Origin of the sequence: Kitasatospora sp. NPDC057738 (assembly GCF_042798815.1) — a bacterium.
In the GTDB taxonomy this organism is placed as follows: domain Bacteria; phylum Actinomycetota; class Actinomycetes; order Streptomycetales; family Streptomycetaceae; genus Kitasatospora; species Kitasatospora lactacystinica.
Map to the genome: position 1 here is coordinate 16,054 of NZ_JBHVJT010000014.1, position 13,197 is coordinate 29,250.

Below are 13,197 nucleotides of genomic sequence, written 5' to 3' on the forward strand. Positions count from 1 at the left end.
GGGAGCCCGAAACGCCGCGCACGCACCACCCCTGTGCTCCGAACCGCCGTTCCGGCGCCCGGGAGCGCCCGTCCCGCCGCGGTGACCCTTCGGTCAACTTTCCGCAGCGAAAGGTGAGTTGGCACTGGACGGCGGAAGGGGGCGGCCGGCGGCGGGGCCCCGGAACGGCGCGGCACCCGGCGGCACCCCCGCTGAAGTGCCGAGTTAACCCCTCGGAGGGCCCCGGTCCGCCTCCCGGTCACCCTGTCCCTGTCAGATCGTCGTGATACTAATCGTCCCGGCGGCGGGCCCGGCCCTCGGCCGGACGGGCACGATGACGACAGCTCAACCGTTCCGGGATGGTCCGGGCGGCGACGGGGAGGGGTAGCGGATGACGGTGCGGATCGGCAAGGCCGAGGGCGGACGGAAGCTCCGGATCGGCAAGCGGCTCACGGGCACGGCGGCGGCCTTCGTCGCGCTGGCCGCGCTGACCGGTTCTCAGGTGACGGGCATCGGGCTCGCCCCGGTCGCGGTCGCCGACGCCGGTCCGGCGAACGGCGCCGACGGCCAGGGCGTCGGCCGTTCCCTGCCCGACGGCAGCCCCTCGACGGACGTCCCCGGCACCTTCGGCACCGGCGTCCCGGCCGACGGCGGCGGCACCGTCCAGCTCCCGCAGCCGCCCGGCACGCTGCCCGGCACGACCTCGGCCGGCCCGTTCGCGGCCACCGGCCCCGCACTGCCCGCCACCGTCCTCGCCGCCTACCGCCAGACCGAGGCCTCGCTGGCGCAGCGTTCGCCGGGCTGCCACCTGCCCTGGCAACTGCTCGCCGCGATCGGCCAGGTCGAGTCCGGCCAGGCCAACGGCGGCCGGGTGGACGCCGCCGGCACGACCCTGACGCCGATCCTCGGCCCGGCGCTGGACGGCAACGGCTTCGCCGCGATATCCGACACCGACGGCGGCCGCTACGACGGCGACTCCCGCTGGGACCGCGCCGTCGGGCCGATGCAGTTCATCCCGTCCACCTGGGCCTCCTGGGGCGTGGACGCCAACGGCGACGGCAAGGCCGACCCGAACAACGTCTTCGACGCCGCCGAGGCGGCCGGCCGCTACCTGTGCGCGGGCGGCCGCGACCTCGCCGACCCGGCGCAGCTCGACCGGGCGGTGCTCAGCTACAACAACTCGGGCGAGTACCTGCGGACGGTGCGCAACTGGATGGCGCACTACGGCAGCGGCACGGTGACAACCGTCCCGAACCGCCCCGGGTCCCCGGTCCCGCCCACCTCGCTGCCCACGCCGAACCCGCCGGGGCTCCCGAGCCTCCCCGGGGGCGGTGGCCCGAGCACGACCGCGCCCAGTACGGACCCGCAGCCGACCGTACCGGTCACGCCCGCCCCGGAGCAGTCGCCGAGCGCCCGGCCGACGACGACCCCGAGCGCCACCGCCACGCCCACGCCCGGCGGTTCGGCCTCGCCCTCCGCGACGCCGACGACCACCCCGAGCGGCGGCACCTCCCCCACGGCGACCCCGACCGGCACGCCCACGGGCACCCCGACCGGTACGCCGACCACCTGCCCGGACCCGTCGGCCACGCCGACCGGCACGCCCACCCCGACGGGCTCCCCGTCGCCGACCGCCACGCCCACCGGCACCCCGACGGCAACGCCCCTCCCGGGCTGCCCCACCCCCGGCCCGACCGCGACCCAGACCCCGGGGGCGGCCGCCGGCACCACCCCCGGCTCCGCGTTCTCGCCGTCGGCGGCCCCGACGAAGTGACCCGAGGGGCGCGGTTCCTTCCCGGGAACCGCGCCCCACGGCTCGTCACGGGCGCCCCACGGCTCGTCACGGGCGGCCCCGCCCGGGCTTGTCACGACCTCCCTGCCTCGTCCCGGCCCACGGAGTCGAACACCGAGCAGCGCCGACCGACCGTCGGCAGCGGCTCCCCGGCGCGGGGGTGGATCTCCACCGGGCCGGTGAGCGCGCTCTTCCCGCCGCCGAACGCCCCCCGTGCCGACGCTCCGCGTCCGGGCCGACCCGCTACCGCGTCCCGGCCGCGCGGTGCTCGCGCCAGCGGCCGAGCATCCCGTGCAGCTCGTCGATCATGAACTCGAAGAAGGCGGCGCTCTCCGCCAGCCGCTCCCCCGCCACGGTGCCGGCGCCGACGGTGGCCTCGCCGTCGCGCAGCACCCGGATCCAGCGCAGCATGATCTCGTCGCGCCGGGTCAGCGACTCGAACCAGACGTCGTTGAGCACCCGGTAGCGGTCCCGCCGGGAGCCGGGCTCGCGCTCCTTGGCGACCAGGCCGACCTGGATCAGGTAGCGCATCGCGCCGGACACGGCCGCCGGGCTGATCCGCAGCCGTTCGGAGAGTTCGGCGGAGGTGAGCACTCCGCTCTCCTCCGCCATCAGGCAGGAGAAGATCCGGGACGGCATCCGGCCCATGCCCGCGACCACCAGCTCCGCGGCGAAGCGCTCGACGAAGTCCGACAGCGCCTTGCCCTCGCGCTCCTCCTCGGGCTCCCCCGGCCCCTTCGTTCCCTGCACCACCCTGAGCCCCTTTCCGGTGATCACTCGTCCCTGTCGAACTTTAACGCTTCCCAATATTCACGTTTTTCTGAAACTACGATAGCTTCACAACCATGACCAAGGCCATCACCCTGTCCGGCCTCCGCAAGACCTTCGGCCGGACCACCGCGCTGGACGGCCTCGACCTCACCGTCGAGACCGGCGAGGTCCACGGCTTCCTCGGGCCCAACGGATCCGGGAAGTCCACGACCATCCGCGTCCTGCTCGGCCTGCTGCGCGCCGACGGCGGAAGCGCCCGCATGCTCGGCAAGGACCCGTGGCACGACGCCGTCGAGCTGCACCGCCGCCTCGCCTACGTGCCCGGCGACGTCGAGCTCTGGCCCAATCTCACCGGCGGCGAGGCCATCGACCTGCTCTCCCGGCTGCGCGGCCGGCTCGACCGCCGCCGCCGCGACGAGCTGATCGAGCGCTTCGCCCTCGACCCGACCAAGAAGGGCCGCAGCTACTCCAAGGGCAACCGGCAGAAGGTCGCCATCGTCGCCGCGCTCGCCTCCGACGCCGAGCTGCTGCTGCTCGACGAGCCGACCTCCGGCCTCGACCCGCTGATGGAGGTGGTCTTCCAGGACGTCGTGCGCCGGGCCAAGGAGGACGGCCGCACCGTCCTGCTCTCCAGCCACATCCTGGACGAGGTGGAGAAACTGGGCGACCGGGTGAGCATCGTCCGGCACGGCCGGGTCGTGCAGAGCGGCTCCCTCGACGAGCTGCGCCACCTCACCCGCACCACCGTCGAGGCCCGGACCCTGCGCCCGGTCCCCGGACTGGAGGCGCTGACCGGCGTGCACGGCCTGCACACCGAGGGCGACCGGGTCCGGTTCGCCGTGGACGGCGCCCAACTCGACGCCGCCGTACGGCTCCTGAGCGCGGCCGGACTGCGCGGCCTGCTCAGCCACCCGCCCACGCTGGAGGAGCTCATGCTGCGCCACTACGGCGACGAGCCGGCCGCCGACGGGCACCGCGCCGACGGCGAGGCCCTGCGATGACCGCCACCGCCGCCGAACCGGCCACCGGCCGCGCCGCCGCTCCTCGCCGCACGGCGACCCGCACCACCCTGGCCGGCACCACCGCGCTGCTCCGCTTCGCCCTGCGCCGCGACCGGCTGCGGCTGTCCGCCTGGGTGCTCGGCCTCTGGCTGGTCACCCTGTCCACCGCCAACAGCGTCCACACCCTCTACCCGACCGCCGCCGAGCGCGCCTCCATCGCCCACGGCTCGGACAACCCGGCGATGCTCGCGATGAGCGGACCGGCCCACTACCTGGCCGACTACACCTGGGGCGCCATGCTCGGCCACCGGATGCTCGGTCTGCTGGCCGTCCTGGCCGGGCTGCTGAGCGTCCTCACCGTCACCCGGCACACCCGGGCCGAGGAGGAGAGCGGCCGCGCCGAACTGCTCCGCTCGGCCGCCGTCGGCCGGCACGCCCCGCTCGCCGCCGCCCTGGCCACCGCCGCCGTCGCCGACCTCGCGCTCGGCCTGCTGCTCGCGGCCGGCCTGCCCGCGCTGGGCGTCCCCGGCCTCACCGCCGGCGGATCGGCGCTGTACGGCGCCGCGACCGCCCTCGCCGGGCTGCTGTTCGCCGCGGTGGCCGCCGTCACCGTCCAGCTCGGTGCGCACGCCCGGACCGCCTCCGGGCTCGCCCTCGCCGTGCTCGGCGGCGCGTACGCGCTGCGCGCGGCCGGGGACGCCGGCTCGGGCGCGCTCTCCTGGGCCTCCCCGATCGGCTGGCTGCAGCGCAGCTACCCCTTCGTGGACGACCGCTGGTGGCCGCTGCTGCCCGCGCTCGCCCTGGCCGCCGCGACCGCCGCCGCCGGGTTCGCGCTCAGCAGCCGCCGCGACCACGGCGCCGGCCTGCGCGCCGCCCGTCCCGGCCCGGCCACCGGCGGCCCGGCCCTGGGCACCCCGTTCGGCCTGGCGCTGCGCCTGCACCGCGGTCTGTTCGGCGGCTTCGCGGCCGCCCTGCTGCTGGTCGGCGCGATGTACGGCTCGCTGCTCGGCGACGCCGACTCGATGCTGGGGGACGTCGACCGGATCCGGGAGGCGCTGGAGCGGCTCGGCGGACACACCCTCGCCGACTCCTACGCCGCGCTGACCATGCTGGTGGTCGCCGTGCTCGGCGGCGTCCACGCGGTGCTCGCCACGCTGCGCCCGCGTGCCGAGGAGAGCGCCGGACGGGCGGTGCCGGTGCTGGCCACCGGCGTGTCACGGTCGGCCTGGCTGGGCGGGCACCTGGCGGCGGCCCTGCTGGGCTCCACCGCCGTCCTGCTGGCGGCGGGCGTGGGCTTCGGCCTGGCCGGGGCGCTGTCCAGCGGCGACGGGGGCGCGTTCCTGCGGCTGACCGGCGCGGCACTGGCCTTCGCGCCCGCCCAGTGGGTGACGGTGGGTTTCGCCGCCGCGGTGTACGGCTGGCTGCCTCGGGCCGCGCCGCTGGCCTGGCTGGTGCCCGGGTACGCCTTCGTGATCGGCTACCTGGGCCCGCTGCTCGACCTCCCCGCGGGCCTGGAGCGGCTCTCCCCGTACGGCCGGGTGCCCCGGCTCCCGGCGGCCGCGATGGACTGGGCGCCGCTCGCCGTGCTCACCCTGGTCGCGGCCGCCCTGATCGCCCTGGCCCTGGCCGGGTTCCGGCGCCGCGACATCGACTGACGCCGGGGCTCGGGGGCTCGCGGCTCCGGCCCGACAGGGCGTCAGGACGTCGGAAGGCCGGAACGCCGGGGAGCCGGGGAGCCGGAACCCGCCACGGGCGATCAGAGGTGCTTGACCAGCTCCGGCATCAGGTCCTGGAAGGTCCGCCCACTGGCCGGCTGGCCGATCGCGGCCATCTGCCAGCCGGTCTCCGTGCGCTGCACCTTGGCCATGATCTGCGCGGTGTACGGGCCGCCGCCGGTGAGCGTGTAGCGCGCCAGCTCGACGCCGGTGGTCTCGTCCACGAGCCGGCAGAACGCCGCCTCGACCTCCTGGAAGGTCTGCCCGGTGAAGGAGTTGACGGTGAAGACGATCTGGTCGACCTCGGCGGAGACGGTGGTCAGGTTGACCGTGATCGACTCGTCGTCGGTCGCGTCGCCCGCGCCGCCGACCAGGTTGTCCCCGCTGTGCCGGACCGAACCGTCGTTGCTGTTGAGGTGTTGGAAGAACACCACGTCCACCGGTCGCCCCTGGGCGAACAGCACCGCCGAGGCGTCCAGGTCGATCTCCCGGCCGGCGGCGAGCAGCTTGGCGAGGAAGCCCTTGCGCTCCGCCGCCTTCCAGCCGAGGCCCATCCGGACCAGGCTCAGCTGCCCACCCCCCGGCTTCTCCAGGCTGATCTTCTGCCCCTTGGCCAGCGAAACGCTCATCGCGTCCTCCTCCGTTCTGCCACCGTCCGTGCCGCGAATCTACAGCACTGTAGAGAATTTATGATCATCGACGGTGCCCTGCGAGCACCTGTACCCCGTACTCCCCCGGACCTCACCCCGACAACGGTCCGCACACTGAGGGAACCGGCGGTCCGACGTCTGGCGTAGCCGTGGACCGCGACCGGACGGCCGGGGCGGCACACGGTCTAGGGTCGGCCCCGGGACGGCGCCCGGCAGCACCGACGCGCCGTCCACGCGCCGATCGCGGTGCCCACGCCTCACCGTGCCCACGACGGAGAAGTACCCACGACTCGCAGTGCTCACGACCGTTCCCGGGCCGTGCCGACGCGCGCCGCCCGCTCTCGCTGGGGGGACCACCATGCCCGAGCAGCACGAAGGAACCGAACGGCACGACGGAACCGAACAGCACGCAGCACCGCAGCGACCGGAGGGATCCCGCCTCGGCCGGCGCCGGCTGCTCCGGGCCGGCCTCGGCGCCGGCGGCGCGCTGGCCACCGTCCGGCTGCTGCCCGGCGGCACGGCCTGGGCCGCCGCGGCACGGGACCACGAATTCGGCACGGCGCAGTACGACGGCCTCTGGCCGTCCTCCCACGCCGGGCTGCGCGCCGGAGCCGCCGCACAGACCTGGCCGGACTGGGCCCGCTACGCCCGCATCGCCGACGGCACCTTCAACGAGCCCGCAGACATGCAGAGCGCCGTGGACGCCCTCAAGGCGCAGGAGGTCAGCGTCATCGAGCTGGACACCCTGCTCTCCGACTGGCTCACCGACGCCCAGTTCGCCGCCCACATGGCCGAGGTGAAGCAGTTCACCGGCCTGGCCCACGCGGCCGGCCTCAAGGTCGTCATGTACTACCCGTCGCTGGAGCTGATCTCCCCCGGCGGGGAGAAGGGCCGCTCCTTCTACAAGAACGACCAGGGCAAGAACTGGGTCCAGCGCGACCTCGCCGGCAAGCCCAACGTGTTCTACGGCAGCGTGGTGGTCTGGGTCGACCCGGGCGACGAGAGCGTCTGGCTCAGTCCCAACTCGCCCTGGCGGGACTACTACCTCAACCGGATCAAGGGCGTGGCCGCGACCGGCGTGGACGGCATCTGGCCGGACGTCCCGATCTACTTCGACGGCGTGCTCTCCTGGTGCGACGCCTCCACCTGGGGCGCGGCCGCGTTCAAGGCCGACACCGGCCTCGCCCTGCCCAAGGCCGCGAACTTCGCCGACCCGGTCTTCCGCCGCTACGTCGAGTGGCGCCACCGCAACCTGCTCCGGTTCCAGCTGGACATCGCCGACGCCGGCCGCTCGGTCAACCCCGACCTGGTCACCTTCGTCGAGACCGTGTCGATGGACTACCGCTACGCCACCTCGATCGGCCTGGACGGCGGCTACCTGCGCCAGGCCCCCGGCGCCGTCGGCCAGGTCTGGGAGGTGGACATCCTCGGCAACTACGACGGCATGCGGCACGCCACCGCCGCCGACTGGGTCTGCCTGATCTCCATGTACAAGTACGCCCGCGCCGCCAGCGGCACCAAGCCGGCCTGGGCGTTCTCCTACGGCTGGCAGGCCGACGACGCCTCGCTGGTGATGTCCCAGCTGATCGCGGCCGGCTGCAACCCGTACGAGGTGAAGACCCCGTTCAAGAACGACACCGTGGACGCCGCGATGCGCACCCGGATGTACCGCTTCGTGCGCACCAACCAGACCAGGCTCTACGACCCGGTGTCGATCGCGCGGGTCGGCGTCTACCACTCCGCGCCGTCCCGGGACTACGTGTCCCCCGGCGAGGGCAACGGGATGTACGTCAACGCCACGGCCCCGGCCGGGATCACCGACTGGTGGGGCGGCGACGACCCGGAGATGAGCTGCGCCTCGCTGCCCTGGCTCGGCGAGTTCCGGGGCACCGTCAAGGCGCTGGTCTACGCCCACGTCCCGTTCGACACGGTGCCCAGCCCCGGCCTGACCGCCGACGACCTGGCCCGGTTCAAGGTCCTGCTGCTGCCCAACCTCCAGGCGGTGTCGGACGCCGAGGCGGCGCTGCTGCGCGGGTTCGTCGCGGCCGGCGGGACGATCGTGATCACCGGCCCGGCACCCACCGCGCTCGACGAACTGGGCGGCCAGCGCACCGAGTTCGCGCTCTCCGACGTGCTCGGCCTGCGCAGGGCCGACCCATTGCCCGCCACCAGGCAGAACTCCTACGGCAGCGGCAGCTGCTGGTACGTCAAGGCGCTGCCCGGGCTGAGCTACCTCACCAGGACCGACCAGGCCTCGGCCGACCAACTGCTCACCGCCGTCCGCCAGTCCGCCCCGCCGGAGGTCACCCTCGCCGGGGACCGCCGGATCTTCCTGGACGCCCGGCGGCTCGGCGCCGACACCGTCGTCCACCTGGTGAACTTCACCAACTTCGGCGACACCCCGGCGGCGTTCCGCAGCACGCCCGCCAACTGCACGCTCTCCTGGGCCCTCCCGGCCGGGGCGAGCGTCTCCGCCGTCACCGTCGCGAGCCCGGACGGCACCGACCCGGCGCCCAAGGCCGTCCCGTACACCGTCACCGGCGGGACGGTCAGCGTGCCGCTGACCGTCGCGCAGTACTCGGTGGTGACGATCACCGTCGGCCAGGCCGTCTAGCGAACCGGCGCCGGGATGCGCCAGAGGGCGGCGGGGCCGGCCTCGCCGCCCGGGGCGGACTCGAAGGCGATCCACCGCCCGTCCGGGGACCAGCTCGGCGCGCCGTCGTAGGCGCCGTCGTCGAGGGTCACCCGGACGGGAGTGCCGCCGGCCGCCTCCAGCACGAAGACCTGGGCGTTCGGCAGGTCGCCCAGGGTGGAGGAGAAGACCAGGAAGCGGCCGTCCGGGGACCAGCTCGGGTCGGTGTGCTCGCCCGGCGACCCGGTGACCTGCCGCAGTCCGCCGCCGTCCGGGTCCACCGTCCACAGCGACCAGTCCTCGCGGCCCGCGCTCCGCCGCTGGAAGACGATCCGGTCGCCCGTCGGGGACCAGTTCGGCTGCCGGTTGTCGGTGCCGGTGCCCCGGCCGTCCACCAGCAGGACGGGAGCGCCGCCGCCGCGGCGGACCTTCCAGAGCGAGTCCTGTTGTTCGGCCGCGTCGCCCGGCACGGCGGCGTGCTCCGGCTCCCGGCTCTGCTGGAAGACGATCCACTCGCCGTCCGGGGAGAAACTCGGCTCGCTGTAGCCGCTGGCGTCGGCGTGCCCGGTCACCCGCTCGGGGGCGCCGCCCGGCCGCATCAGCCAGATCTCGTCGTGCCCGGACTCCCGGTCGGTGGCGAAGGCGAAGGCGTCGGCGGCCGCGTTCCAGCTGGCGCCCGGGAGGTTGACGGCCGCCCGGTCGGGGTCCGCCACCACGGTGCGCGGGGCGCCGCCGTCCAGCGGCAGGACGCCGAGGGCGGCGGCACCCTTGTTGTAGCCCCCGCTGAACTCGGTCAGCAGGACGGAGCGGCCGTCCGGGGAGAAGGCCGGGTTCTGCGCGCTGCGGCCGCCCCCGGCGCGGTAGAGCAGCTGGGCGCCGTCGGCGCGACGCTCGGCACCGGCCGGGGGCGCGGCGGCCGGGGGCACGGCGGCCGAGGGCACGGCGGCCGGGGGCACGGCGGCCGAGGGCACGGCGGCCGAGGGCACGGCGGCCGGGGGCACGGCGGCCGAGGGCGGGCCGGTCGGCGACGCGCCGACCGGCCCGGGCCCCGGCCGCTCCTCGTCGGCGGAGCCGGAGCCCGGACCCGCACCACCGCAACCGGCCAGCAGCAGCGCGGCGGCGACGACCACGGCCGCCGGAAGAACGCGAATCCTCATGGCTCACACGCTAGTTGACGCTTCGTCAACCGTCGTACGCCGCCGGGCGGACCGGGCTCCGCCGGACGGCAGGTGCCGCCGGCCTCCCCGAGGACCGGCGGCCGGGAGTCACCCGGCGCCGCGCTCCAGCCGCACCAGCGCGTCCACCGCGACCCGTCCGCCCGCGCCGGCCCCACCGCCCTTGTGCCCGGGCTCGCCGCCGACCGTACGGTGCACCCGCTCGGCCCGGACGGGGCGCAGCCCGCGGTCGGCGAGGTCGGCCAGGACGTCCTCGGGGGTGAAGAGCACGGCCGGGTCCTGCGGGCCGCCGACGCCCTCGGTGAGGTTGCTCAGGTCGTGCCCGATGACGAGCAGGGTGCCGCCGGGGGCGAGCGCGTCGGCGGCGCGGCGCAGCGCGGCCCGGCGGCCCGAGGCCGGGATCTGGAGGTAGGCGACCAGGACGAGGTCGTAGCCGGCGGCGGGGGCCTCGAAGGCACGGGCGTCGCCGTGGCGCCAGGTGAGCCGGTCGGCGACCTCGTCGGGCAGGTCGGCGGTGAGCCGTTCGGCGCGCTCCAGGGCGACGGCGGAGAAGTCCAGTCCGGTGACCTCCCAGCCCTGGGCGGCCAGCCAGATGGCGTTGCGGCCCTCTCCGGCGGCGAGGTCGAGGGCGTGGCCGGGGGTGCGGCCGGTCAGTTCACGGACCACCCACTGGTTGGGCGCCGCGCCCCACACCAGCTCGCTCGCGGCGTAGCGGTCGTCCCAGTCCTGGCTGTCCATCGCGCCTCCTGCGTTCGACGGGCCTGCTCGTACCGGCCAACCTACCGGGCCCGCGCCACCCCGGCCGCCGCTGTCCGGGGCCGCCGCTGCCGGGGCCGGAGGCGGTCCAGCGGGCGGACACCCTTGACGGCGAATATTGGTCCAGTCCAATCTGTTCAGTCGTGACGTGCACGGGCCGGCAGCCCGTCGTGTCCGCGCACCGCTCGTCAGCACGTGTCACCAGCCCGCGCGCCCCCACCGCGCCCGGGCCGGCTCCCCTCGGCCCGTCCGGGCCACCGCACCGCCGGAACCCCCACACATCCGGAGGACCCACCGCATGCACGATCGCGTCATGCCCGCACGGCCCGCCAACCCCGCCGGGGAGCGTGCCGGCCGCCGGGCCGCCCAGCGCAGACGGGCCACCGCACTGGCCCTGGCCGCCACCCTGACCACCAGCGGCGCCGCCATCGCCCTGACCTTCGGCTCCGCCTCGGCCGCCCCGGTCAACCTGCTGGCCAACGGCGACTTCGAGACCGGCACCCTGGCCGGCTGGACCTGCTCCAACGGGTCCGTCGTCACCACCCCGGTGCACGGCGGGAGCCGCGCGCTCGGCGGCGCCGCCTCGGCCGCCGACACCGCGCAGTGCCAGCAGACCGTCGCCGTCCAGCCGAACACCGCGTACACCCTGGCCGGCTGGGTCCAGGGCAGCTACGTCTACCTGGGCGCCACCGGTACCGGCGTCAACTCCTCGGCCTGGACGCCGGGCGGGACCGGCTGGAACCAGCTGATCACCACCTTCACCACCGGTGCCACCACGACCTCCGTCACGGTCTTCACCCACGGCTGGTACGGCACCGGCACGTACTACGCGGACGACCTCACCCTGACCGGCCCGGCCGGGCCCACCGCGACCGCCAGCCCCACGGCCACCGCCAGTCCGACCGCCACGGCCAGCCCGACCGCGAGCCCCACCGCGACCGGCAGCCCGACCGCCACCGGCAGCCCGACGGCGACCAACAGCCCGACCGGCACCCCCACGACCACCACCCCGACCCCGACGGCCACCGCGAGCGGCCCGGCCGGGGACGGCAAGGTCACCACCCCGACCGGCTTCGCGGTCACCAGGACGACGTCCAACGCGGTGGTGCTCACCTGGCAGCCCTCCACCCTCACCAGCGGTGACGGCGCCGTCGCCTACAAGGTGTGGTCCAACGGCCAGCTCGTCGCCACCTCGATGGGCACCTCCGTCGCGGTCAGCTCGCTGCTGCCGGGCAAGAGCTACACCTTCAGCGTCCAGGGCTACTCCGGCGGCCACGCCTCCGCCCAGTCCGCCCCGGTGAGCACCACGACCGCGGCCGCCCCGGCCCAGCAGCCGGTCCGCTCGGCCTACTTCGACCAGTGGGGCGTCTACGAGAACGCGTACAACGCGAAGAACGTCGACACCAGCGGCGCGGCGGCCAAGCTGGACGTCGTCCACTACGCGTTCGCCAACATCGACCCGACGAAGTTCACCTGCTTCCAGGCGGTGAAGGCCTCCGACTCGGCCAACGAGTCCAACCCGAACGCCGGTGACGGCGCGGGCGACGCCTACGCCGACTACCAGGCCGACTACGGCGCCGGCACCAGCGTGGACGGCAGCAGCGACACCTGGGAGCAACCGCTCAAGGGCAACTTCAACCAGCTCCGGCAGCTGAAGGCCAAGTACCCGAACCTGCGCTTCACCATCTCGATCGGCGGCTGGACGTACTCCAAGTACTTCTCCGACGCGGCGGCCACCGACTCCTCCCGCAAGGCCTTCGTCTCCTCCTGCGTCGACATGTTCCTCAAGGGGAACCTGCCGACCGGCGTGGCCGGTGACGCCTCCGGCGGCCCGGCCTCGGCGGCGGGCCTCTTCGACGGCGTCGACCTCGACTGGGAGTACCCGGGCTCGGCCGGCGGCCACACCGGCAACCACTACTCCGCGGCCGACAAGCAGAACTACACCCTGCTGCTCAAGGAGTTCCGCACCCAGCTGGACGCCCTCGGCGCCGCCCAGGGCAAGCGGTACCTGCTGACCGCCGCGCTGCCCAGCGGCCAGGACAAGGTCGCCCAGCTGGAGACCGACAAGATCGGCGCCTACCTGGACTACGCCGACGTGATGTCCTACGACATGCACGGCGCGTGGGACGCCACGGGCCCGACCAACCACCAGGACCCGCTGCACGACAGCCCGGCCGACCCGACCACGCCGATCACCCCGGGCACCCGCAAGTACAACGTGGACACCACGATCGCCGCGTACACCACCGGCCTGCCCGAGTACGGCATCCCCGGCGGCTTCCCGGCGAACAAGATCGTGCTGGGCATCCCGTTCTACTGGCGCGGCTGGACCGGTGTCCCGGCCGGCTCCAACTACGGCCTGTACCAGAGTGCGACCGGCCCGACGGCGAAGAAGCCGCTGAGCCAGGAGGCCGGCCTGGCCGCCTGGAAGGAGCTCAACCCGACGGCGGCGCAGACCCACTGGGACCCGGTCACCCAGAGCAGCTGGGTCTACGACGGCACCAACTTCTGGACCGGCGACACTCCGCAGGCCGTCCAGGCGCGCGGGGCCTACGCCAAGAGCAAGGGCCTGGGCGGGCTGTTCGCCTTCTCCCTGGAGAACGACGACGCCTCCGGCACGATGCTCAACTCGATGGACAGCAGCCTGCGCTGAGGTTCTTTCGGCCAGGAGCGAGGGAGTGCAGGAGCGGCGTCCCGCGGGGAAACTCCGCGCGGCCCGTCCGCGC

The 13,197-nt window shown here is 74.7% G+C and carries 9 protein-coding genes; 5 read left to right on the forward strand and 4 right to left on the reverse strand.

The genetic code is table 11. The features are described from left to right. Nucleotides 1–370 precede the first annotated feature (370 nt). Nucleotides 371–1,753: a lytic transglycosylase domain-containing protein gene (locus ACFVGO_RS10105; RefSeq protein ID WP_380631319.1), complete on the forward strand. Its 1,383-nt coding sequence runs from the start codon at nt 371–373 to the stop codon at nt 1,751–1,753. A gap of 261 nt (nt 1,754–2,014) precedes the next feature. On the opposite strand, the gene ACFVGO_RS10110 is transcribed toward ACFVGO_RS10105, so the two are convergent. Continuing rightward, on the reverse strand, nt 2,015–2,524 hold the full coding sequence (locus ACFVGO_RS10110) for a GbsR/MarR family transcriptional regulator (RefSeq protein ID WP_380631321.1): 510 nt from the start codon (nt 2,522–2,524) through the stop codon (nt 2,015–2,017). Between the two features lie 92 nt (nt 2,525–2,616). Here ACFVGO_RS10110 and ACFVGO_RS10115 point away from each other — a divergent pair, with 92 nt between their 5' ends. Together ACFVGO_RS10115 and ACFVGO_RS10120 are read left to right on the forward strand one after the other, a co-directional pair. Continuing rightward, nucleotides 2,617–3,543, forward strand: a complete 927-nt coding sequence (locus ACFVGO_RS10115; protein ID WP_380351368.1) for an ABC transporter ATP-binding protein — start codon at nt 2,617–2,619, stop codon at nt 3,541–3,543. After that, a complete protein-coding gene (locus ACFVGO_RS10120) occupies nt 3,540–5,198 on the forward strand; it encodes an ABC transporter permease (protein WP_359902672.1) in 1,659 nt (552 codons plus the stop codon). Before ACFVGO_RS10115 ends, ACFVGO_RS10120 begins: the two co-directional genes overlap by 4 nt. A 101-nt stretch (nt 5,199–5,299) precedes the next feature. Here the strand turns inward: ACFVGO_RS10120 and ACFVGO_RS10125 are convergent, their stop codons facing one another. Further along, the gene (locus ACFVGO_RS10125) at nt 5,300–5,887 is read right to left on the reverse strand and encodes a TerD family protein (protein WP_359902675.1); all 588 of its coding nucleotides are present in this window, start codon (nt 5,885–5,887) and stop codon (nt 5,300–5,302) included. A gap of 379 nt (nt 5,888–6,266) precedes the next feature. Here ACFVGO_RS10125 and ACFVGO_RS10130 point away from each other — a divergent pair, with 379 nt between their 5' ends. Then, nucleotides 6,267–8,522 (forward strand): hypothetical protein, encoded by a 2,256-nt coding sequence (locus ACFVGO_RS10130; protein ID WP_380631323.1) that lies wholly within the window; start codon nt 6,267–6,269, stop codon nt 8,520–8,522. On the opposite strand, the gene ACFVGO_RS10135 is transcribed toward ACFVGO_RS10130, so the two are convergent. Both ACFVGO_RS10135 and ACFVGO_RS10140 read right to left on the reverse strand, forming a co-directional pair. Continuing rightward, nucleotides 8,519–9,697, reverse strand: coding sequence for a hypothetical protein (locus tag ACFVGO_RS10135; RefSeq protein ID WP_380631324.1), 1,179 nt, complete (start codon nt 9,695–9,697; stop codon nt 8,519–8,521). The genes ACFVGO_RS10130 and ACFVGO_RS10135 overlap by 4 nt on opposite strands. Before the next feature lie 108 nt (nt 9,698–9,805). After that, entirely contained in the window at nt 9,806–10,453 is a 648-nt protein-coding gene (locus tag ACFVGO_RS10140; RefSeq protein ID WP_359902682.1) for a class I SAM-dependent methyltransferase, read from the reverse strand. Between the two features lie 316 nt (nt 10,454–10,769). Between ACFVGO_RS10140 and ACFVGO_RS10145 the strand changes: the two genes are divergently transcribed. After that, the gene (locus tag ACFVGO_RS10145) at nt 10,770–13,124 is read left to right on the forward strand and encodes a glycosyl hydrolase family 18 protein (protein ID WP_380631326.1); all 2,355 of its coding nucleotides are present in this window, start codon (nt 10,770–10,772) and stop codon (nt 13,122–13,124) included. Nucleotides 13,125–13,197 lie beyond the last annotated feature (73 nt).

Bases quoted from the DNA above. Each gene is read 5' to 3' on its own strand.
- ACFVGO_RS10105 (WP_380631319.1), top strand. From the start codon at position 371: ATGACGGTGCGGATCGGCAAGGCCGAGGGCGGACGGAAGCTCCGGATC.
- ACFVGO_RS10145 (WP_380631326.1), top strand. From the start codon at position 10,770: ATGCACGATCGCGTCATGCCCGCACGGCCCGCCAACCCCGCCGGGGAG.
- ACFVGO_RS10115 (WP_380351368.1), top strand. From the start codon at position 2,617: ATGACCAAGGCCATCACCCTGTCCGGCCTCCGCAAGACCTTCGGCCGG.
- ACFVGO_RS10140 (WP_359902682.1), bottom strand. From the start codon at position 10,453: ATGGACAGCCAGGACTGGGACGACCGCTACGCCGCGAGCGAGCTGGTG.
- ACFVGO_RS10125 (WP_359902675.1), bottom strand. From the start codon at position 5,887: ATGAGCGTTTCGCTGGCCAAGGGGCAGAAGATCAGCCTGGAGAAGCCG.
- ACFVGO_RS10130 (WP_380631323.1), top strand. From the start codon at position 6,267: ATGCCCGAGCAGCACGAAGGAACCGAACGGCACGACGGAACCGAACAG.
- ACFVGO_RS10120 (WP_359902672.1), top strand. From the start codon at position 3,540: ATGACCGCCACCGCCGCCGAACCGGCCACCGGCCGCGCCGCCGCTCCT.
- ACFVGO_RS10135 (WP_380631324.1), bottom strand. From the start codon at position 9,697: ATGAGGATTCGCGTTCTTCCGGCGGCCGTGGTCGTCGCCGCCGCGCTG.